At 73.6% G+C, this 20,203-nt stretch carries 16 protein-coding genes; 10 read left to right on the top strand and 6 right to left on the bottom strand.

Annotation, left to right across the window (positions count from 1 at the left end; all coding sequences use genetic code 11):
- Positions 1-52: 52 nt before the first annotated feature.
- Positions 53-3,331 (bottom strand): cytochrome P450, encoded by a 3,279-nt coding sequence (locus ACFU7Z_RS05175; protein WP_380776249.1) that lies wholly within the window; start codon positions 3,329-3,331, stop codon positions 53-55.
- Positions 3,332-3,492: 161 nt separating this feature from the next.
- Between ACFU7Z_RS05175 and ACFU7Z_RS05170 the strand changes: the two genes are divergently transcribed.
- Positions 3,493-4,164, top strand: a complete 672-nt coding sequence (locus ACFU7Z_RS05170) for a helix-turn-helix transcriptional regulator (protein WP_380776246.1) — start codon at positions 3,493-3,495, stop codon at positions 4,162-4,164.
- Between the two features lie 20 nt (positions 4,165-4,184).
- Here ACFU7Z_RS05170 and ACFU7Z_RS05165 read toward each other — a convergent pair whose 3' ends face one another.
- Positions 4,185-4,997, bottom strand: coding sequence for an SAM-dependent methyltransferase (locus ACFU7Z_RS05165; protein WP_049651750.1), 813 nt, complete (start codon positions 4,995-4,997; stop codon positions 4,185-4,187).
- 82 nt (positions 4,998-5,079) lie between these two features.
- On the opposite strand from ACFU7Z_RS05165, the gene ACFU7Z_RS05160 reads away from it, so the two are divergent.
- Both ACFU7Z_RS05160 and ACFU7Z_RS05155 read left to right on the top strand, forming a co-directional pair.
- Entirely contained in the window at positions 5,080-5,493 is a 414-nt protein-coding gene (locus tag ACFU7Z_RS05160; protein ID WP_117485742.1) for a MarR family winged helix-turn-helix transcriptional regulator, read from the top strand.
- Positions 5,494-5,754: 261 nt separating this feature from the next.
- Positions 5,755-6,498 carry a hypothetical protein gene (locus ACFU7Z_RS05155; RefSeq protein WP_380776243.1) on the top strand — a complete coding sequence of 248 codons (744 nt, stop codon included), beginning with the start codon at positions 5,755-5,757 and terminating at the stop codon, positions 6,496-6,498.
- 24 nt (positions 6,499-6,522) lie between these two features.
- On the opposite strand, the gene ACFU7Z_RS05150 is transcribed toward ACFU7Z_RS05155, so the two are convergent.
- The 4 genes from ACFU7Z_RS05150 to ACFU7Z_RS05135 form a co-directional block, all read right to left on the bottom strand.
- Complete coding sequence (locus ACFU7Z_RS05150) at positions 6,523-7,866, bottom strand: aldehyde dehydrogenase family protein (protein WP_380776240.1); 1,344 nt, start codon at positions 7,864-7,866, stop codon at positions 6,523-6,525.
- Positions 7,863-9,260 (bottom strand): carotenoid oxygenase family protein, encoded by a 1,398-nt coding sequence (locus tag ACFU7Z_RS05145; RefSeq protein WP_380776237.1) that lies wholly within the window; start codon positions 9,258-9,260, stop codon positions 7,863-7,865. Before ACFU7Z_RS05145 ends, ACFU7Z_RS05150 begins: the two co-directional genes overlap by 4 nt.
- Before the next feature lie 148 nt (positions 9,261-9,408).
- Positions 9,409-10,449 carry a ferritin-like domain-containing protein gene (locus ACFU7Z_RS05140; protein ID WP_074003215.1) on the bottom strand — a complete coding sequence of 347 codons (1,041 nt, stop codon included), beginning with the start codon at positions 10,447-10,449 and terminating at the stop codon, positions 9,409-9,411.
- The gene (locus ACFU7Z_RS05135) at positions 10,446-12,647 is read right to left on the bottom strand and encodes a hypothetical protein (protein WP_380776234.1); all 2,202 of its coding nucleotides are present in this window, start codon (positions 12,645-12,647) and stop codon (positions 10,446-10,448) included. Before ACFU7Z_RS05135 ends, ACFU7Z_RS05140 begins: the two co-directional genes overlap by 4 nt.
- Positions 12,648-12,894: 247 nt before the next feature.
- Between ACFU7Z_RS05135 and ACFU7Z_RS05130 the strand changes: the two genes are divergently transcribed.
- Genes ACFU7Z_RS05130 through ACFU7Z_RS05100 form a run of 7 tightly spaced genes read left to right on the top strand, consistent with a single transcriptional unit; the run spans position 12,895 to position 20,193 of the window.
- Positions 12,895-14,091, top strand: coding sequence for an inositol-3-phosphate synthase (locus ACFU7Z_RS05130; RefSeq protein WP_074003217.1), 1,197 nt, complete (start codon positions 12,895-12,897; stop codon positions 14,089-14,091).
- Positions 14,088-14,957, top strand: a complete 870-nt coding sequence (locus tag ACFU7Z_RS05125; RefSeq protein ID WP_380776231.1) for an SCO3242 family prenyltransferase — start codon at positions 14,088-14,090, stop codon at positions 14,955-14,957. The genes ACFU7Z_RS05130 and ACFU7Z_RS05125 overlap by 4 nt, the downstream gene beginning before the upstream one ends.
- Positions 14,954-15,898: a sugar phosphate isomerase/epimerase family protein gene (locus tag ACFU7Z_RS05120; protein ID WP_380741159.1), complete on the top strand. Its 945-nt coding sequence runs from the start codon at positions 14,954-14,956 to the stop codon at positions 15,896-15,898. Before ACFU7Z_RS05125 ends, ACFU7Z_RS05120 begins: the two co-directional genes overlap by 4 nt.
- Positions 15,895-16,635 carry an EboA domain-containing protein gene (locus ACFU7Z_RS05115; protein ID WP_380741158.1) on the top strand — a complete coding sequence of 247 codons (741 nt, stop codon included), beginning with the start codon at positions 15,895-15,897 and terminating at the stop codon, positions 16,633-16,635. Before ACFU7Z_RS05120 ends, ACFU7Z_RS05115 begins: the two co-directional genes overlap by 4 nt.
- Positions 16,635-17,522 (top strand): TatD family hydrolase, encoded by an 888-nt coding sequence (locus ACFU7Z_RS05110; protein ID WP_380776228.1) that lies wholly within the window; start codon positions 16,635-16,637, stop codon positions 17,520-17,522. The genes ACFU7Z_RS05115 and ACFU7Z_RS05110 overlap by 1 nt, the downstream gene beginning before the upstream one ends.
- 29 nt (positions 17,523-17,551) lie before the next feature.
- Entirely contained in the window at positions 17,552-18,730 is a 1,179-nt protein-coding gene (gene eboE, locus ACFU7Z_RS05105; RefSeq protein ID WP_380776226.1) for a metabolite traffic protein EboE, read from the top strand.
- A complete protein-coding gene (locus tag ACFU7Z_RS05100; protein ID WP_380776223.1) occupies positions 18,727-20,193 on the top strand; it encodes an alkaline phosphatase family protein in 1,467 nt (488 codons plus the stop codon). The genes eboE and ACFU7Z_RS05100 overlap by 4 nt, the downstream gene beginning before the upstream one ends.
- The last annotated feature ends 10 nt before the right edge of the window (positions 20,194-20,203 follow it).

The raw sequence follows: 20,203 nt of genomic DNA, 5'->3' as shown, positions 1-20,203 counted from the left end.
GCCTGCCGCACCGGTGCGGCAGGCCCACGGCCGTGTCAGGAGGGGTGGGCCGTCAGCCGGCGTACACGTCCTCGACGTACCGCCCGGCCTCGATCAGCCCCTGCAGCCAGGCCTGCGCCCGCTGCTCGTCCGCGCCCGGGACGCGCTCCCGGTACAGCGTCCGGAAGGCCTCCCGGACGCCCGGCGCCATCCGGGCGCCGTCGCCGCACACGTACACCTCGGCACCGGCTTCGAGCAGCTCCCAGACCTCGGCCGCCTCGGCGGCGATCCGGTCCTGCACGTAGCGCCGCCCGTCCCGCGGCCGCTCGCTGAAGGCGGGCCGCAGCGAGACCGCGCCGGCCTGCTCGGCCGCCTCCAGCTCACCGCGGTGCAGGTAGTCCGCGTCCGGGTCGTCGCAGCCGAAGTACAGCAGCGCCGGGGCGAGCCCGGCCCCCTCGGCGAGCAGCGCCCGGCGGTCGGCGACGGCGCCCCGGAAGGGCGCCAGGCCGGTGCCGGCCGCGATCATGACCACCGGGGTGCGGTGGCCGATCCGGAACGCCTCCCGGCAGGGCTGGACCCGGGCCAGCACGCTGTCGCCGACGGCCACCCGGTCGAGGTAGCCGGAGCCGGTGCCCCGGAAGGTGCCCCGGCCCGAGCGGGCCGGCCCGCTGAGCACCGAGACCATCAGCTCCGCCCGGCCCGGGTCGCCGGCGGGCGAGGAGGAGATCGAGTAGTGCCGCGGCCGGATCGGCGGCAGCAGCTCCAGCAGCACCGGCCAGCCGAGCCGCCCCTGGAGGGCCGGGTGGTCCTCGACCAGGTCCAGCAGGGTGCGCGGGTCGTCCTCGGACAGCGCCCGCAGCGCGGCCTGCTCGGGCGGGCAGGGGTTGAGCGCGGCCAGGGCGGCGCGCTGCTCGGCGCTCGGCCGGTCCTGCAACTCGACGTGGCGGGTGAGCAGTTCGCGCACCGTCAGCGGGCGGTCGACGGCCAGTCCGGTGCGCCGGTGCGCCACGATGCCCAGCACCGTGTCGAGGTCGGCGCCGAACAGCTTGGCGGCGCGCTCGACCAGCGCCGGGTCGTTGGCCGGGAGCACGGTGAGGTGGTCGGCGGTCCGGTAGCCGGTGCCCTCCGGCAGGGCCAGCCGGACCAGCCGCTTGACCCGGTGGTACGCGGGGTCGGTCAGGCTGCCGACGGCGGTGACGGTCAGCTCCGCCATGCCGTGCCGGGCGGCCAGCGCGGCCAGCGGGCCGCCGGTCACCTCGGTCACCGAGTAGGCGGCCGCCGGCCGCGCCTCGGCGGGGGCGTCGGCGTCCCCGTAGCGCGCCAGCAGGGCCTCGCGCAGCTCGGCGGTGAACTGCCGTACGGTGCCGGCCAGGTCGCCGGAGGCGTCGGCCTCGGCGCGGGCCAGCAGCCGGGTGCCGCCGAGCGCGGCGAGCCGGTCGTCGATCAGCCCCGGGACGCGCTGGTAGGTCGCGGCGTAGGTGCGGTCGCCGATGCCGAGCACCGCGTACTCGACGCCCTCGTCCGTCCCGCCCTCCTGCCCCTCCCCGGCGTCCTGAGCCTCCTGGGCCTCCTGGAGCCGGCGGACGAACCGGGCCGCGTCGTCGGTCGGCTGCCCGTTGTACGAGGCGGCGGTGATCACCACCGGCCGGTCGGTGGGCAGCCCGTCCGCGTACGCGTCCAGCGGGGCGGTCTCCGTCTCGCAGCCGAGGTCGGCGGCGGCCTCCGCGAGCTGCCGGCTGAACTCCCGGCAGGCGCCGTAGTTGGAGCCGTGCAGGAGCAGCAGCCCGGTCCCCTGGCGGACCCGCCCGGCCGTCCCGGGCCGCTCGGCACTGCCGGTGGCAGCAGCGGTGGAGCCAGAGGCGGTCGCGGCCCGGCCGGGCGTGCGCCGGGCGAGGCCGAGGGTGAAGTCGTCGGGCTTGATGGTGAGCGTCTGCTTGATGGTCAGCCGGTAGTCGGTGTGGTCGATCAGCCGGTAGCGGTGGACCAGCATGCCGAGCAGCATGACGGCCTCGTGCAGCGCGAACTGCCGTCCGATGCAGGCGCGTTCGCCGGTGCCGAAGGGCTTGAAGGCGTGCGGGGAGCGGGCCTCCTCGCACTCGGGGTCGAACCGGGACGGGTCGAACAGCTCCGGGTTGTCGCCCCACGACGGGTCCCGGTGCAGCATCGGCGTGGAGACGAAGACGGTCTCCCCGGCGCGCAGCGGGATGCGGCCGCCGAGCAGGGTGTCCTCGCGGGCCTCCCGGCTGAACGCGGGCGCCGTCGGCCACAGCCGCAGCGCCTCGTTGAGCACCTGGCGGGTGTGGCGCAGCCGTCCGACGTCCTCGTAGGAGGGCTCCGGGTCGGCCTGGTCGCCCCAGAGCTCGTCCACCTCCCGCTGCACCTGGCGCAGCACCGTCGGGTGCTTGACCAGGTAGTACATCGCGAAGGAGAGCGCGCCCGAGGTGGTCTCGTGGCCGGCGATCAGGAAGGTGATCACCTGGTTGCGGATGTTCTCGGCGTCCAACCGGGTCCCGTCCGAGGGGCGGACCGCGCCGAGCATCAGGCCCAGCAGGTCCTCGGCCGGAGCCTGCTCGCCCTCCCCAACAGCTCCCTCCCCGGCGGTTCCCTCCGCGGAGCGGGCGGCGATCACCTCGTCCACCACGGCGGCCAGGTAGTCGGCGTCGGCCCGGAAGGCGGTGTCGCGCTCGCGGTGGTCGGCCTCCGGGTCGCGCGTGAGCCTGTTCATCGCCCAGCCCAGACAGCGCACCATCGCCTCGACGAAGGGGTGCGGCTCGTCCCGCTCGAAGGAGCCGAAGTCGAAGCCGAAGCCGGCCAGTCCGATGGTGTCCAGGGTCATCCGGGTCATGTCGCCGGGCACGTCCACCGGCAGTCCGGCGGCCTCCCGGCGGTCCCAGGAGTCGACCAGCCGGCGGGCCACCCGCAGCATCACCGGGTGGTAGGTGCGCATCGAGCCGAGCGCGAAGGCCGGCATCAGGATGTCGTGCGCCCGGGCCCAGTTGGGCTCGTCGTTGTAGGCGGTGAACAGGCCGTCGCCGGTGAACTGGCGGACGTTCTCCAGGCCCGGGCCGATCGACTTGGTGAACCGGGTCTCGTCGGCGAGCTCCTCGACCAGCTCCAGCCCGCTGACGATCAGGCTGTCCCGGCCGTGCAGCCGCTGGACGAAGGCCGGGCCGTGCTCTCTGGCCAGTTCCATGGTGCGCAGCATCGGGGCGGCGATCGGCGGCGCCGACGAGATGTCCACCAAGGGGACGGCCCGACCGCTCCCGGCCCCGTCCGCCCGCTCGCCGCCGGCCGTCCACCCGTCCTCGGCCGTCCACTGGCCCTCGGTCGTGCTCTCCACGGTCTCGGTCATCGCTGTGGCCCCTCCCACGGCAGGAAACTTCGGTCTTCCACCACTGTGCGCCCACCGGGCGGAACGTCGGACCCCGATCACTACATGATTGTGTAGTACCAGGGGCTCTGCCGGGCTTGCCCACGAACCGTCAGCCCTGGCCCCGGAGAGGAGAACCACCGATGCGACCGACCGAGGACTGCGCCCCCCTGCCGGGCGGCCGCCTGGACCCGGCGGTGATCTGGCGCAACCGGGCGCTGCGGCTGATGGACCACGTGCCGATGCCCATCGCGGTGTGCGAGTTCGGCGGGCAGATCCTGATCGTCAACCGCGCGATGGCAGCCGAATTCGGCTGCTTGCCGGGCCAGTTGCGCCACCGTAGGATTCTGGAGTTCTTCACCCTGCGGGACACCGGCACGCTGGAGGCGCTCACCGAGGCCGTCCGGCTGCACCGTCGCTCGCAGTACCCGGCCCGGGTCTCCTGGACGCCCGCCGGCGGCACCGAGCGGCACGGCGAGATGACCGTCGACCTGGTCAGCGACACCCCGGAGCAGACCCCGAACCTCCTGCTGTCGCTGCAGGCGGCGGAGCCCGCGGCCGAGGCCCCGCCGTCCGGCCCCCGGGCCGAGGCCAGCCCGGTCGAGGCCCGCATCCTCGCCGCCGCGGCCCGGGGCGACACCACCGCGCAGATCGCCCGGGCGCTCGGCATCACCCCGGACGGCGTCAACTACCACCTGGCCCGGCTCTCCCGCCGCTGGCGCGTCCCCAACCGCACCGCCCTGGTCGCCCGCGCCTACACCACCGGCGTCCTGGCCCCGGACACCTGGCCGCCCCAGCCCGCCGGCCCGGAGTGATGATCCGTCAGGCCTCGGCGTCAGTCCGCGGTACGCCGCTCCGCCTCGATGAACGCCCTCGTGGTCGACGGGTCCGGGAGCGGGCGCCCGTACGTCTCCGCCAGCCGGGTCAGGGCGGTGGTCTCCACCGTCCAGCCGTGCCCGGCCAGCCAGTCGCCGGTGCCCGGGCCGAGCCCGCCGCGCCACAGCCCGGTGAGGTGGGTGAGCGCCGGGTCCTGCGGTGTGCGGCTCACGTCCCCGCCCTGCTCCAGCAGGAGGCGGCTGCCCGGGGCGGCCAGCCCGGCCACCGCCGTGAGCAGCCCGGCCGCCTCGTCCGGGGCGAGGTAGACCAGCAGGCCTTCGGCGAGCCAGACCGAGCGCCGGGCCGGGTCGAAGCCGGCGGCGACCAGCCGCTCGGGCCACCGCGGGTCGACCAGGTCGACGGGCAGGGCGGTGCGCCGGGCCTTCGGCACGGCGCCGAGGCCGTCCAGGACCTGCTGCTTGAAGTCCAGCACCGGGCCGAGGTCGAGCTCGAACACCCGGGTGCCGGACGGCCAGTCCAGCCGGTAGGCGCGGGTGTCCAGGCCCGCCGCCAGCACCACCACCTGGTCGGCGCCGGCGGCCGGCAGCCGGTCGTCGTAGAAGCGGGTGCGCAGGATGCCGTGGGCGACGAGGGCCTTGGCGAGGCTGCTGACCGGGCCGGAGAGGGCGGGTTCGAGGCCGGCGGCGTCCACGAAGGCGAGGGCGTACGGGTCGACGAAGAGCGGGTCGGGTCGGGAGCTCTCGTAGGCCCGCACCCGGGCGACGGACAGGGCGGTGCGGGAGACCGGGCTGAGCGGTTCGGAGGTCGTCATGCTCGGCAATCTACATCGGCGCCGATGCATCAGTGAAGATGTATTGGTGGAGATATATCGGTGAAGATGTATTCTTGCGGGCATGGACGGCGTGCAACTCCTCAGACTCGGCAAGCGGCTGACGGAACTCGGCCGCGCGATGATCACCGACCCGGCCGCCGAGCACCTCAGCGCCGGGGAGATCGCCGTGGTCTCCGACGTGTACCGCCACCCCGCCACCTCCGTCCAGGAGATCCGGGTCCGCACCGGCTTCGCCCAGAGCCACGTCTCGGTCTCCGTCGCCCGGCTGCGCGAACGCGGCCTGCTCGACGCCGCCGCCGACCCCGCCGACGGGCGCCGCACCCTGCTGACCGTCTCCGAGTCGGCCCGGCACGCCATCCGCGCCCACGTCGCCCGGCCCGCCGAGCCCGTCATCGCCAAGGCCGTCCCCGACCCGGAGAAGGCCCGCAGGGTCACCGAACTGCTGGACGAACTCGCCGGCCTGCTGCTGCCCTGACCCGCCGCCGGGCACACCACCAGCCCCACGCCCCGGCCGAGTTCCACAAGTCGGTCACAAGCTCGCCAGGCCACTCCCCCGCCACCGCCGGCCCCTGCCATCATCCCGACTGAACCCGGGAGGCGCCCGGGCGAGGCCGAGGGAGTGCGATGGACGCGCGGATCAGGGTCGCCGGCGGCGACGGGCTGCGGGAGACGGCGGAGCTCCGGGACCGGCTGCACCGGGAACGCGAGCTGGCGGGGCCGGCGCTGAGCGACGACGATGAGTGAGCCGCCGACCGACCGCGTCCCGACTCCGCCGACCGACCGGACAGCCTCCCCGCCAACCCTCCGCCCCCGGCACCACAGCCGGCGGTCCGCCGCCCCGGCCGCCCGCATCGTGGCCCAGGCCCTGCTGGTCGTCATCGGCCTGTCCACCGCCGCCCTCGGCTTCTCCTGGTTCGTCGACACCTACGACGAGGCGCTCGCCTACCGCGGCGCCCCGGTCTGCGGCGCCCCCGCCACCGCACCCGGCGCGGACTGCATCAGGCAGGAGACCGGCCGGGTGACGGCCAAGAAGACCGACTCGAACGGAGACTCCACCACCTACGGCCTGACCGTCTCCCGCGAGACGGTGCCCACCGCCACCTACAGCGTCACCGAGGGCCTCTACGACAGCCTGGAGAACGGCGTCAACGTGGACCTGACCCTCTGGCGGGGCCGCGTGGTCGAACTCTCCCACCAGGGCCACCGCTCCACTGTCCAGAGCACCCCCTGGCTCACCGCCCTCAAGCTCGCCCTCCTGGTCGGCACGGGAACCGTCCTCGCCGTCTACGGCCTCCTCCTGCGCCGCCTCGTCAGCTGGGCGCTCCCGCTCGCCGTCCTCCCCTTCCTGGTCCTCTTCACCGTCCTCGGCAGCATCATCCTCATCACCGCCCAGTGGCCCTTCGCCCTCACCATCGCCCTCCCCCTCCTCGGCTGGCTGGTCCTGACCGCCATCACCGCCACGATGTCCTGGGACTACTAGCTGGGGAGATCCGGACCCGGCCGGTCACACCAGGGGCGCGTCCAGGCAGGCCCGGCGGTGGCTGAAGGTGTCGAGGGACCAGCGGCCGTGGTAGCGGCCGGAGCCGCTCTCCCCCACCCCGCCGAAGGGGAGTTCCGGGATGCCCAGGTGGGCCACCGGGAGGCCGAAGTTGAGGGCGCCGGAGGCGGTCTCCTCGGCCAGGCGGCGGCGTGCGTGCCCGTCCCCGGTGAAGGCGTAGAGGGCGAGGGGGTGGTCCCGGTCGTTGATGAAGGCGATCGCCTCGTCGAGGCCGGCGACCTCGACGACGGGCAGGACGGGGCCGAAGACCTCCTCCCGCATGACCGGGGCGTCCGGCTCCACCTCGGCCAGCAGGGTGGGCGCGATGTAGCGGTCCGCGCGGTCGTGCTGCCCGCCGAAGACCGTACGGCCCGAGCCGAGGAGGGCGACGACCCGGTCGAAGTGCCGCTCGTCGACGATGCGCCCGTACGCCGGTGACCGCGCCGGGTCGGGGCCGTACAGCTCGGTGACGGCGCGCGCCAGGGCGCCTTCCAGCGCACGGGCCGTGGCCGGGTCGGTCAGCAGGTAGTCGGGGGCCACGCAGGTCTGCCCGGCGTTGGCGAACTTGGCGCGGGCCAGCCGGGCGGCGACCGGCCCGGGGTCGACGCCGCGGTCCACGAACACCGGTGACTTGCCGCCCAGTTCGAGGGTGACCGGGGTCAGGTGTTCGGCGGCGGCCCGCAGCACCGTCCGGCCGAAGCGGGCGTTGCCGGTGTAGAGGATGTGGTCGAAGCGCTCGGCCAGCAGGGCGGTGGTCGTCTCCCCGCCGCCTTCCACCACGGCGATCGCCGCCGGGTCGACGTACCGGGGCAGCAGCCGTGCCAGCAGGGCCGAGCAGGCCGGGGCCAGTTCGCTCGGCTTGGCGAGCACCGTGTTGCCGGCGGCGATCGCGCCCGCCACCGGCACCAGCAGCAGCTGCACCGGGTAGTTCCAGGGCGCGATCACCAGGACGGTCCCGAGCGGGGCGTGGCCGGTGTGGGCACTGGTCCCCGGCGGCAGCCGGGTGAGCGCGGCGGCGGGCACCGGCTCGGGGCGCAGCCACTGCTCCAGGTTCTGCAGGGTGTGGTCGATCTCCCGTACGGTGAAGTCGACTTCGGCGATGTCGGTCTCGGCGCGCGGCTTGCGCAGGTCGGCGTGGAGGGCGTCGGCGATCTCCTCGCGGTGGCCGGTCAGCAGGGCGCGCAGCCCGGCCAGCTGCTCGGTGCGCCAGGCGAGCGGCCGGGTGCGGCCGGTGTGGAAGGCCGCGCGCAGCCGGGCGACGGTCTCGGCCGGGGCGGATACGGAGGGCGCGGTCACAGTCGGCGTGTTCACTGGGAGTCCTCTCGGACGGGGTCGGGGATCCAGCTGCCGTGGAAGCCGGCCGGCACCCGCACCGGCAGGTGGACGGTGGCGAGCGGGGCGCCGGTGAAGTCCTCGGCGGAGAGGACGACCAGGTCGCTCGCGCCCCGCTCGGGGTCGTGGACGTAGGTCAGCAGGTAGCCGTCGTCCTCGCCGCGGGCGCCCTCCCTCGGCACGAAGGAGACCTCACCGGTGTACCGGCCCGCGCCGAACTGCCGTACGGTGCTGGACTGCCGGCGCAGGTCGTGCTTGATCAGCGCGTCCCCGGCGGCCTCCGGGGGCAGCGCGTCCAGGTCGTCGGCCGTCGCGGCGAGGTGGCGCAGCAGGGGGGTGGCCACGGTGGAGTAGCCGTAGCGGTGGGCGCCGCCGACCACCGCCGGGTTGACCGCCGGGAACTCCTGCGGCCGGTCGTCCAGCCGGGTCTCGGTGACCGTGCCGGAGACGGTGTCGACCGTCCAGCGGTCCAGGGTGGGGCTGCTCTGCCCGTCCACCGCGCCGCCGGCGAACATCCTCGGGTAGCGGACCACGTCGACGACGACCCGGTCGCCGTCCTCGTGGGCGTTGAGGGTGTGGAAGACGAAGCAGGGCTCGACCTCGAACCAGCGGACCTCGGTGCCGTCGCGGGGCAGCAGCCCGATCCGCGCGCCGCGGGTCTCGTCCCAGACCGCCGGATACGTCTTCCGTGCCAGGTTGTCGGGCATGCTGACGCGCCCCGCGAGGTCGAGGACGACGGCGAAGTTCCGGGTCAGCGCCATGTCGTGCACCACCGGCCGGTGCGGGACCGGGATGTCCACGGCGCGCACGACGACGCCCTCCGGGGAGACCACCAGGTGGCGCAGCCTCTCGCTGTCGTCCCGCTGCCAGGTGATCGCGTGCAGCTCGCCGGTGACCGGGTCGAGCTTGGGGTGGGCGGCGAACCCGTCGGGCAGCGTGCCGCAGAAGTCGCCGGCCCCCACCGTCTCGATCTCGTAGGAGAGTTCGTACGGGCGGAAGCCGCCCTCGACCAGCGCGAGGGTGCGGTCGGCGTGCCCGATCACGTGGGTGTTGGGCGCGACGTCGGCGATCCGCGGCACGGCGCCGGGGCGCGGCCGCTCCCCCAGCGCCTCGGCCACGGCGGCGCTGCGCACCAGCCGGTTGCGGTACCACCGGGCCCGCCCGTCGAGCAGCCGCACCCCGTGCACCATGGCGTACCCGGCGAACAGGTGCCGCGGCCGCGGGTCCTCCGGCCGCATCCCGTTGGGCCCGTTGCGCAGGTACCGGCCGTTGAGCTCGGCCGGGATCGTCCCCGTGACCGGCAGGTCGAAGGCCGTGACTTCCTCCTCCACCGGGGCGTAGCCACCGGTGAACGGGTTGGTGACGGTGGACACCGCAGACTCCCTCAGGCCGCTTCCGACTACCACTGCGCACGCGGGGCGGCGCACCCGGCTCAACGAGCCACCCACCCGGCGAGTGACGGCCCGCCGGGCAACGGCGGGAGGGAGCCTGGAGGAGCCGGGGGTCCGCCGCACCGCCGGCTCACTGGTCGGGCAGCTCGAAGGTCGGGGCCGCGTAGTAGTCCATGCCCTTCAGCTTGCAGACCAGCACCTCGTCGGCGCGGGCCAGGAGCTGGCGCATCCGTCCGATCGCCACGTCGATCAGGGCCGGGCGTCCTCGGAACCCGGCATCCAGGTCTGTGATCATCTTCCGGTAGAGCTCCGTGAAGCCGAGGGCGGCCTTGAGGGCGTCCGGGCTCTCCTCGTAATTCGCCAGCTTGGGGTTCACGAGTGTGTTCACGACCTCGTCCCCTTTCGGGACGTGGAAGCCGTCGCCGGTGGGGTCGAGCGGTTTGTCGTCCTGCTGGTAGAACCTTCCGACGCTCAGCTCGTGGAACGTGAAGTAGTGCGACAGATCGCGGTTGGAGTCCAGGATTCCTCCGCCGTCCCCTTCGCCCTCCCAAATGATGTCCTGCATGAGCGTCAGCGCGTCGTCCAGGCCCTCCACGGTGATGCAGTCCTGCCCGAAGTAGGCGTACTGGCGGTCGAGGCGCCCGGCCGGGAACACGGCCTTCTCCCCGTACAGGTGGACGCAGTCCTTCAGGTGCTGCATGAGGTCCCGGTAGAACTGCCCGATCGTCTCACCCGGGTCGGGGAGGATCGGGGTGTGCAGCCGCGGGTCGAACTCGGCGGTGACCGGCAGTGCGGCCCTGAGCCCCTCCGGCAGGGTCCCTTCGTCGACGAGCCCCGGGGACTCGATGCACATGCCCATGGCCAGGAAGGAGTCCCCGAAGGGCTGGAGTTGGATCTCCATGGGGCCGGGGGCACTGAAGAAGCGGGGATAGGGGAGGGAGGCGACGGCCTTGATGTCGGGGTCGGCACCGGTGGCGATCAGGACGTTCGCGGCGATCGACAGGTGCCGCATCTCGACGGTCACCAGCTCCCGGATGAGTTTGGCCGCGGTGCTCCGACGGTCCTTGATCGACCACCAGCCCGTCAGGTAGGCGGGGATGGTGGAGAACTCGACCAGGCAGGCGCTCTGCAGCATCTCCCGCAGTTTCTTGATGTCGTCCTCGAAGGTCATGAGGTGACCTCCTTCGGCTTTCCGGTCCTGAGCAGGGTGCGGTACATCTCCAGAACCTTGCGCTTGCCGCTGGACAGGTCCCTGGTGACGGGCATGTAGAGCGAGGAGTTCGCCATGGAGACCGAGGACAGTTCCAGGATCTGGTCGATGTTCCGTTCGACGGCCGTCCTGTCCCCCAGGTCGAGCGCGGCGTAGTACTTCATGACCGGGAAGATCATGTCGTACACGTAGAGCACCCTCTTGTAGACGTAGTCCCAGGCGGCGACCGGGTCGTTGTGGTGCTCCTCGCAGTACTTCCGGAAGTCCTCGGGGAGCTGGTCGTCGAAGGGCAGCATCCGCACACAGCAGTAGAACGCCGAGACGAAGGACCACGGCGCTCCCACGAACCCCACCCTTTCCGGCGGAACGTCCGGACTCCCATCGAGATAGTAGGGAAAGAAGGCGATGACCGGGAGGTTGGGGGCTTCGAGACCGCTCACCACGGTGAACCCGATCTCCGCGCGGCCGTTCACCACCGGCCCGACCTTGGTGATGGTGAGGACTTCCTCCTCCTTCTTCTCCGGTTTCTTCCAGAAGGAGCCGTTCTGCATGGGTGGCGGCGGGTCCGGCAGGTACTGCTGGACGACCAGCCCGACCTTGCGGGTGGGGATCGCACCCCGGTCCCGGACCTCGACCACCACCACCCGGTCCTTGTCGCTCTGGTCGACGTAGATCGATCGCAATTCGGTCTGGGCCGTGAGCACCTTCTCCGTCAGCATCGTGACCTGCTCGGCATTCGGCTTGCACCGGATGCCCAGGACCCCGTCGGCCAGGTCCGCGTCGGTCACCTTGCCGTCGACCGGCACGTCGATGATGCCGGAGGTCAGCTCGTAGCCGCTCCTGTCGTAGACATCGGGCTTGATCTCCGCCACGGTCTCGATGGTGGCGGCGCCGGCGACGACGAGCTCCAGAGTTCCGAAGGACGTCTCCTTGTCACCGCTGGCGTCCTTCTCCGGGATCGTGGCCCCCAGGTCGAGGCTGACGTAGCGGGTGCCCCCGGCATTCCGGTTGACCTCCGCCACCGCCGGCCCGAACCAGGCGTCCACCGGATTCTTCTCCGAATCGAGGACCTTCACCGAGTTCGCCGGCGCCAGGAACCGCCCGCCGGGTACCGAAGCCGGCTCGCTCTCGTGCCACAGGCCGATCGTGCCGACCACCCGGGAAAGGCAGGTGTTCCGACGTGGCGGATTCCCCGCTTTTCGGTCCTGCTCCCACAGGTCCAGCAGTTTCTCGAACCGCTCCTTCTGGGTCTTGCAGCCGGCGAACTCGAGTGCGTTGAAGTAGTGGGTCAGATAGACGGAGTACCGCATCATGATTCCGCGGGCCTTCTGGGAATCCATCTCCTTCTTGAGCGCGTTCAGCAGTGGCGATTTGTCGGAGGTGAAGTGGAGATTGTCCCGGCCCACGCACGCCTGGACGACGGTGGCGCCGACCCCGTCGCGGTAGACGTCCCCTTTCAGATTCAGATTGCGGCTGAAATTCTGCCAGCGCGCCGGCAGCTGGAGGCCGTCCTCGATGTCGCCGTAGAAGAATCCCTCCGGGCTGGTTCTGCTGCCGATCTGGATGCGCCTGGCGAAGAAGCAGGGGCTCCAGACCGAATCCGGGTTGTTGTCCGCCATGCTCGCGCTGGTGTGGAACGCGGCCCTGGGGAAGTGGCCGTCGCCGGCCTGCTCCTCCGGGGTGAGGTCGGCGATCGGGAACGAGTCCCCGGCCAGGTTGACGACGGCGCCGAGCAGCGGGTCGCCCGGGATCGACGGATCCGCTCCGTACGCGGTCTGCCCCCCGGTCACGGTCGTGAGGACGCCCTTGCCGTCCGGCGCGTCGCGGGGCTGCACGTGGAGCCACCAGTCGTTGCCGCCGTAGGCGCTCCACCCCGAAGGGGGCTCCTCCGTCTCCTTCCCGTCCGGGCCTTGGCCCGTCTGCATGCTGAACGCCCACTTCGGAAAGGCCTCCCGGAAATTGTCCGGGGTGATTTTCTTGTCCTTGAGATAATTCCAGTTCAGCTCCGCCGTCCGGAAGTCGTACGTCGGGAACAGGCCGTTGTTGTTCATGGTCGCCGGATTGAAGGTCATCTGACCCCGGAAGAAAACCCGGGGAACGGAAAGGACGCTCACAGCACCTCCTAGGGGGTTGGCGGGAAGCCGCCAGCGATGTACCACCGCACCTTGATCCCTAGCCCGCCTCGACCCGGACAGCCGAGGGTGTTCACTCGGCGTCAGTCACCCCGCGATCGCATGATTCCGGCTCAGGCCGATTCGGGTGATTCCTGCCGCACCGATGTGAGTGGAACGTCCGCCGTCGGCATAGATGGATCGTTGACGACGTGACAACGGATAGGGTCCTGCGGCATTTCCGCCGAATCGACGGAGAGTGACCGCGGACCGGCGAGCGGAAGGAGCCTGGCACATGCCGGAACCGGGAGCGGGGCCCCGGACGGGGGTCTGGCTGGTGGGGGCGCGCGGCTCGGTGGCCACGACCACCGTGGTGGGCGCGGCGGCGGTCGGTGCGGGGCTGGCCGAGCCGACGGGGTGCGTCACCGCGAGCGAGGACTTCCCCGGGGCCCGGCTGCCGCCGCTCGGCGCCCTGGTGTTCGGCGGGCACGACACCGGCTCCGTCCCCCTGCCCGTCCGGGCCGCCGAGCTGGCCGAGGCCGGGGTGGTGCCGCAGCGGCTGCTCGAACCGCTGGAGAAGGCCGTCGTCGCCGCCGACCAGGAGATCCGCCCGGGCTACGCCACCGGTCGGAGCGGACTGCCCCAGGCGGTGGCGGCCCGGGCGCTCGCCGTCGACATCGAGGGCTTCCGGCGGCGCCTGGGCCTGGACCGCGTCGTGGTCGTCAACGTGGCCTCCACCGAGGCGCCGGTGCCGGACCGCCCCGAACACCACGACCTCGACCTGCTGGAGGCGGCCCTGCGCGGCCCGGCCGACGTCCTGCCGGCCAGCTCGCTCTACGCCTACGCGGCCTTCACCGCCGACTGCCCCTACGTGGACTTCACCCCCTCCACCGGTGCCCGGCTGCCCGCGCTGGACGCCCTGGCCCGCGCGCGCGGCCTGCCGTACGCGGGCAGCGACGCCAAGACCGGCGAGACGCTGGTGCAGTCGGTCCTGGCACCGATGTTCGCCGTCCGCGCGTTGGAGGTGCGGGCCTGGTCCGGCACGAACCTGCTGGGCGGCGGGGACGGCGCCACCCTGGCCGATCCGGGCGCCGCCGCCAGCAAGACGGCGTCCAAGCGGCGGGGCCTGGGCCGCATGCTGGGGCACCCGGTGGAGGGCTCGGTGCACATCGACTGCGTACCGGCGCTCGGCGAATGGAAGACCGCCTGGGACCACGTGGCCTTCGAAGGGTTCCTCGGGGCGCGGATGAGCCTCCAGTTCACCTGGCAGGGCTGCGACTCGGCACTGGCCGCACCGCTCGTGCTGGATCTCGTCCGGCTCACCGCCACCGCGCACGCGGCGGGCGTCTCGGGCCCGCTCGGGGCCCTGGGCTTCTTCTTCAAGGACCCGGTCGGCTCGGGTGGTTACGCCCTGACCGACCAGTACCAGGCCTTGCGGGCGTTCGCGGCGGAGACCGCGGCGGCGACCGCGGGCGGCGGGCCGCGCACATGAGGATCCCGAGCCTCGGCACCGTCGCCGAACTCGTCCGGGCACCGGCCGCGATCACCGTGCCCGGCGACCCCCTGGTCGGGGCGACGCTGGCCGGCCGCCCGCTCGGACCGGCCACCGGACTGCTGGCCATGTCCTCGGTCTGCCTCTACTGGGCGGGCATGGCCCTCAACGACTACGCCGACCGGCACACCGACGCGGTCGAGCGTCCGCACCGTCCGATCCCCTCCGGCCGGGTGGAGCCTTCGGTCGCCCTGTCGCTGGCCGCCGGCCTCACCGGGACGGGGCTCGCCCTCGCCGCGGCGGGCGGTGGGCGCGGGGCCCTGTCCGTCGCGGTGCCGTTGGCGGCCGTGGTCTGGAGCTACGACCTGGGCCTCAAGGGCCGTCCCGTCGCCGGGCCCGTCACCATGGCCGCCGCCCGCGGCCTCGACGTCCTCCTGGGCACCGGGGGCCACGGGCTGCGCGCGACCGCGCCCGCCGCCGCGGTGGTCGGCGCGCACACCCTGGTGGTCTGCGCGCTCAGCCGCCACGAAGTCCGGGGCGCGGACGGCCTGCTCCTCCCCGCCACCGCGGCCGCCACCTGCGCCGTCGCCGTGGCCGCCGCCACGGGTGCAGGCGGCGCCCCGGGTCGCCGGGCGGTCCGCCTCGCCGCCCTCGCCGTGTACGTCGCCGGCTTCGGCGGCGCCCAAGCCGCGGCGGGCCGGCTCGACCCTCGACGCCTCCAACAGGCCGTCACCGCCGGCATTGCCGCCGTCCTCCCCCTCCAGGCCGCGTGCGCCTGCCGCGCCGACGCCCTGCCCGTGGCCCTGTCCCTGCTCGCCGCGGCGCCGGTGGCCCGCCGCCTGTTTCGAAAGCTGTCCCCCACATGACCGGCACGGTCACCGACCAGGGCCACGCGCAGCCCGGCCCCGTACGGACGGACGCTGTACGGACGGACGCCGTACGCGCGGACACGGGGCTGCGGTTCGGCTACGGCACCAACGGGTTCGCCGGGCACCGGCTGACCGAGGCCATCGCCGTGCTGGCGGACCTCGGCTACGACGGGATCGCCCTCACCCTGGACCACTGCCACCTCGACCCGTTCGCCCCCGGGCTGTCCCGGCGGGTCGCGCGGGTCGCCCGGCGACTCGCCGAGACGGGCCTGGAGACCGTGGTGGAGACCGGCGCCCGCTACCTGCTCGACCCGTGGACCAAGCACGCCCCCACGCTCGTCGACGAGGATCCGAGCCGTCGGCTGGAGTACCTGGGTCTGGCGATGCGGGTGGCCGCCGATCTGAACGCGGGGGCCGTGTCGCTGTGGAGCGGCGTGCCCGCCCCGGGCGTGCCGTCCCGGGTGGCGTGGGAACGACTGGTCCACGGCTGCGGGTGGGCGGTGGCGGAGGCGGACCGCCATGGCGTCGTCCTGGGCTTCGAGCCGGAGCCGGGCATGCTCGTCGACACCCTGGACGCCTACGAGCTGCTGCGCCGCCGCCTCGGCGATCCGCCCGCTCTCGGGCTGACCCTCGACATCGGCCACTGCCGCTGTCTGGAGGCCGCCCCGGTGTCCGACTGCGTCGTACGGGCCGGGCCGCACCTGGTCAACGTCCAGATCGAGGACATGCGCAGGGGCGTGCACGAGCACCTGGAGTTCGGGCAGGGCGAGATCGACTTCCCGCCCGTGCTGGACGCGCTGCGCCGCACCGGCTTCCCGGGACTGGTCAGCGTCGAACTGCCGCGGCACAGCCACGCCGCGCCGCAGCTCGCCGCGCGCTCGCTGGCCTTCCTGCGAGCCGCCGCCGGCGCGGCGCACGGCACCCGGACACCGCGATGAGCTTCGGCAACGCCGCCCGGGTGACCGTCCGCGACCTGCGCGCCGCCCTCGACCGGCAGCTCACACCGGACGCCGCCCGCTGGCTGGCCACGGCTCTGACCGAGGTGGCCGCCGAACCCGACCAGGCCCTGCCCCGGCGCTTCGCCGAGGCGGGCCGCCGGGGCGGCCGGGCACTGCTGGCGGCGGCCCCCGCACCGCATCAGGACCCGGCGCCCGCGGTCCCCGCGGAAGCGCTGGCCTGGACCGTGGACGACGCCGTACGGGCCCTGCTGCTGGCCGCCGCCCCGGCCCCCGCCGACGGCCCCGCCGTCCGGGCGTCCGCCGTCTACCGCCACGGGGACGCCGCGGAACGGCGCGGCGTGCTCCGCGCCCTCGGCCCGCTGGACCTGCTGGCCCCGTACGGCCTGCGGGACGACGCCGTCCCCCTGGTGTCCGACGCGCTGCGCGCCAACGACCCCCGGCTGCTGGCCGCCGCACTGGGCCCCTACGGGGCGCGGCACCTGCCGGCGCCCGCCTACCGGGAGGCCGTCCTGAAGTGCCTGCACTGCTCCCTCCCCCTGCGGGCCGTGGCCGGGCTGCCCCACCGGACCGACGCCGAACTGGCCCGGATGGCCGCGACGCACGCCCGTGAACTCACCGGCGCCGGACGCCCCGTACCGGGCGACGTGCGCGCGCTGGCCGGCCCCCGACCGGCCGCGACCGACCCCCTTCCGCCCCCTCACCCTGCCGGGACCTGATGCGCATCTTCGACCCCCACATCCACATGACCTCGCGGACGACCGACGACTACCAGACGATGCGGGACGCCGGCATCCGGGCCGTCGTGGAACCGGCGTTCTGGCTGGGCCAGCCCCGCACGGACGTCGCCAGCTTCGTCGACTACTTCGACTCCCTGATCGGCTGGGAACCCTTCCGGGCGGCCCAGTTCGGCATCCGCCACCACTGCGCCCTGGCCCTCAACCCGAAGGAGGCCAACGACCCCCGCTGCACCGCCGTCCTCGACGTGCTGCCCCGCTACCTGGACAAGGACGCGGTGGTGGCGGTGGGCGAGGTCGGCTACGACTCCGTCACCCCGGAGGAGGACCACGCGCTCGCCACCCAGGTCCGGCTCGCCATGGACCACGAACTGCCCGTCCTGGTGCACACCCCGCACCGGGACAAGGCCGTCGGGACCAGGCGCACGCTCGCCGTCCTCCGCGAGTGCGGGATCGCTCCCGACCTGGTCCTGGTCGACCACCTGACCGAGCTGACCGTGACGGAGGTCGCCGACACCGGCTGCTGGACGGGGTTCTCCGTCTACCCGCACACCAAGATGGACCCCCACCGCCTGGTGCAGCTCCTCAAGCGCCACGGAACCCACCGGGTGCTGGTCAACTCCGCGGCCGACTGGGGCCGCAGCGACCCGCTGGCGACCCGGCGCACGGCGGAGGCGATGCTCGAAGCCGGCTTCACCGCCGACCAGGTCGACGAGGTGATGTGGCGCAACCCGGTCGCCTTCTACGGCCAGAGCGGACGCCTGACCCTGCCGGTGGACGATCCCGACACGCCGGACCACCGCGAGGAGCCCCACGAGCGGCCCGGCGACGCCGTGTACCTGGGGAACTCCATCGCCCGCGGCGAGTAGCCCTTCCCGGAGCAAGGAGACCGCCCCCGATGCGCCTGCGCCACCCCGACGGCAGCACCGTCCACCTCGCCTACTGCACCAACGTCCACCCCGCGGAGGACCTCGACGGCGTCCTGGCTCAACTCGCCGTCCACGCCGAGCCCGTCCGCGAACGGCTCGCGGCGCCGTCCCTGGGCCTGGGCCTGTGGCTCGCCCACGACGTGGCGCGCACCCTGGCGACGGACGCGACGGCCCTGGACCGGCTGCGCCGTGAACTGTCCACCCGGGGACTCGAAGTCGTCACCCTCAACGGCTTCCCCTACCGCGGCTTCCACGAGCCGGTCGTCAAACGGGCCGTCTACCGGCCGGACTGGAGCGACCCGGCCCGCCTGGCGTACACCCTCGACCTGGCCCGGGTGCTTACCGCGCTGCTGCCCGAGGACGCGGCCCGCGGGAGCATCTCCACGCTCCCCCTGGGCTGGCGGGCCGGCTGGACGCCCGGACACCAGGACCGCGCCCGCCGCGGCCTGGACGAACTGGCCGAAGGGCTCGCCAAGTCGGAGTCCGACTCCGGCCGCCGCGTCCGGGTCGGCCTGGAACCCGAACCGGGCTGCGTGGTCTCCACCGTGAGCGACGCCTGCGCACGGCTCACCGGACTCGACCCCGAACGCATCGGCGTCTGCCTGGACGTCTGCCACCTCGCCGTCGACTTCGAGGACCCGCCGTCCGCCCTCCGCGGCCTGGCCGACGCCGGCCTGCCCGTCGTCAAAGCCCAGCTCTCCAGCGCCCTCCAGGCCGACGATCCCTCCGACCCCGCCGTACGGCGGGCGCTCGCGCGCTTCGCCGAGCCGCGGTTCCTGCACCAGACCCGCGCCGAGCCCGCCGGCCCCCGCCCGGAGCGGTGGGACGACCTCGACCTGGCGCTCCGCTCCCCGGCCGACGACGCCGATCCGCGCCCGTGGCGGGTGCACTTCCACGTTCCCGTGCACGCCGACCCGGAGCCGCCGCTCACCGCGACCGGACCGGTGCTGACCGACGCCATCCGCGCCCTCGTCCACGGCCCGCACCCCGTCACCGACCACCTGGAGGTCGAGACGTACACCTGGTCGGTGCTCCCGGGCCGGGACCGGCCGGCCGACGACGAGGCACTGGTCGCGGGCATCGCCGCCGAACTCGCCTGGACCCGCGAGCAGTTGCTCGCCGCCGGACTGCGGGAGCACACCCCGTGACCACCGGCCGCCCCACCCCCCTGCTGGTGCTGAACGTCGCCGCGCTCACCCCCCGCCTCCTGCGCCACATGCCGCACCTGCGGGCCGTCGCCGAACCCGACGGCGACACCCCGGGGCACGGCGCCCAGCTGGAACCGGTCTTCCCCGCGGTCACCTGCTCCGTCCAGGCCAGCCTGCTGACCGGGCTCCCCCCGAGCCGACACGGGATCGTCGGGAACGGCTGGTACTTCCGCGACCTCGGCGAGGTGCTCCTGTGGCGCCAGCACAACCTGCTGGTGGAGGGCGAGAAGGTGTGGGACACCGCCAGGCGGCGCCACCCGGGCTACCGCGTCGCCAACATCTGCTGGTGGTACGCCATGGGCGCCGGCACCGACATCACCGTCACCCCGCGCCCCGTCTACCACGCGGACGGCCGCAAGTCCCCCGACTGCTACACCGTCCCACCGGGCCTGCGCGACGAACTGACCGACGCCCTCGGACCGTTCCCGCTCTTCGACTACTGGGGACCCCGCGCCTCCATCGCCTCCAGTAGGTGGATCGCGCGGGCCACCGAGCACGTCATCCGCACCGCCGCACCCGACCTGACCCTCGCCTACCTGCCGCACCTCGACTACGACCTCCAGCGCTTCGGCCCCGCCGCACCCCAGGCCGCCGCCGCGGCCAGGGCCCTCGACACCGTCCTCGCGCCCCTGCTCCGCCTGGCCCGGGAGCGCGGGACCACCGTCGTGGCGCTGTCCGAGTACGGCATCACCGCGGTCGACCACCCCGTCCACATCAACCGCGCGCTCCGCGCGGCCGGCCTCCTCACGGTGTACACCCAGGCCGGGATGGAGTACCTCGACCCGTACACGTCCCGGGCGTTCGCCGTCGCCGACCACCAGGTGGCCCACCTCTACGTGCCCGACCCCGCCGACCTGCCGCGCGTCGCGGAGCTCGTCCGAGCGCTACCCGGAGTGGAACGCGTCCTCGACCGCGCGGGCAAGGCCGCGTACGGAATCGACCACGCCCGCGCGGGCGAACTCGTCGCCGTCGCCACCACCAACGCCTGGTTCACGTACTACTACTGGCTGGACGACACCCGCGCCCCGGACTTCGCCCGCTGTGTCGAGATCCACCGCAAACCCGGCTACGACCCCGCCGAACTCCTCCTCGACCCCGCCGACCGCCTCGTCCGACTCCGGGCCGCTGCCGCCCTCGCCCGCCGCCGGCTCGGCCTTCGCTCCACCCTGTCCGTCGTCCCGCTCGACGCCACCCACATCCGCGGCAACCACGGCCGCCTCCCCGACGACCCGGACGACGGCCCCGTCCTCCTCCTCTCCGACACCACCCGCCTCCCCCGCGTCCAGCCGCGCTACGCCGCCACCGACCTGCCCGGTCTCCTCCTCCGACTCGCGGGCGGCACGGGCCGGGAGGGGCACATCGCACCCCGCGTCCGCTCGGGCACCCGACGCCCGTCCGGGTAGTCCGCGTTCG

Source organism: Kitasatospora sp. NPDC057518, from assembly GCF_042802075.1.
Taxonomy (GTDB): Bacteria; Actinomycetota; Actinomycetes; order Streptomycetales; family Streptomycetaceae; genus Kitasatospora.
The sequence above is the reverse complement of the archived record's forward strand: the minus strand, read 5'-3'. Positions and strand labels throughout refer to the sequence as shown.

Excerpts from the sequence above, each read along its gene's own strand:
- ACFU7Z_RS05130 (WP_074003217.1), top strand. The coding sequence starts at position 12,895 with ATGCCGGAACCGGGAGCGGGGCCCCGGACGGGGGTCTGGCTGGTGGGG.
- ACFU7Z_RS05175 (WP_380776249.1), bottom strand. The coding sequence starts at position 3,331 with ATGACCGAGACCGTGGAGAGCACGACCGAGGGCCAGTGGACGGCCGAG.
- ACFU7Z_RS05115 (WP_380741158.1), top strand. The coding sequence starts at position 15,895 with ATGAGCTTCGGCAACGCCGCCCGGGTGACCGTCCGCGACCTGCGCGCC.
- eboE (WP_380776226.1), top strand. The coding sequence starts at position 17,552 with ATGCGCCTGCGCCACCCCGACGGCAGCACCGTCCACCTCGCCTACTGC.
- ACFU7Z_RS05110 (WP_380776228.1), top strand. The coding sequence starts at position 16,635 with ATGCGCATCTTCGACCCCCACATCCACATGACCTCGCGGACGACCGAC.
- ACFU7Z_RS05170 (WP_380776246.1), top strand. The coding sequence starts at position 3,493 with ATGCGACCGACCGAGGACTGCGCCCCCCTGCCGGGCGGCCGCCTGGAC.
- ACFU7Z_RS05140 (WP_074003215.1), bottom strand. The coding sequence starts at position 10,449 with ATGACCTTCGAGGACGACATCAAGAAACTGCGGGAGATGCTGCAGAGC.
- ACFU7Z_RS05155 (WP_380776243.1), top strand. The coding sequence starts at position 5,755 with ATGAGTGAGCCGCCGACCGACCGCGTCCCGACTCCGCCGACCGACCGG.
- ACFU7Z_RS05165 (WP_049651750.1), bottom strand. The coding sequence starts at position 4,997 with ATGACGACCTCCGAACCGCTCAGCCCGGTCTCCCGCACCGCCCTGTCC.
- ACFU7Z_RS05120 (WP_380741159.1), top strand. The coding sequence starts at position 14,954 with ATGACCGGCACGGTCACCGACCAGGGCCACGCGCAGCCCGGCCCCGTA.
- ACFU7Z_RS05125 (WP_380776231.1), top strand. The coding sequence starts at position 14,088 with ATGAGGATCCCGAGCCTCGGCACCGTCGCCGAACTCGTCCGGGCACCG.
- ACFU7Z_RS05160 (WP_117485742.1), top strand. The coding sequence starts at position 5,080 with ATGGACGGCGTGCAACTCCTCAGACTCGGCAAGCGGCTGACGGAACTC.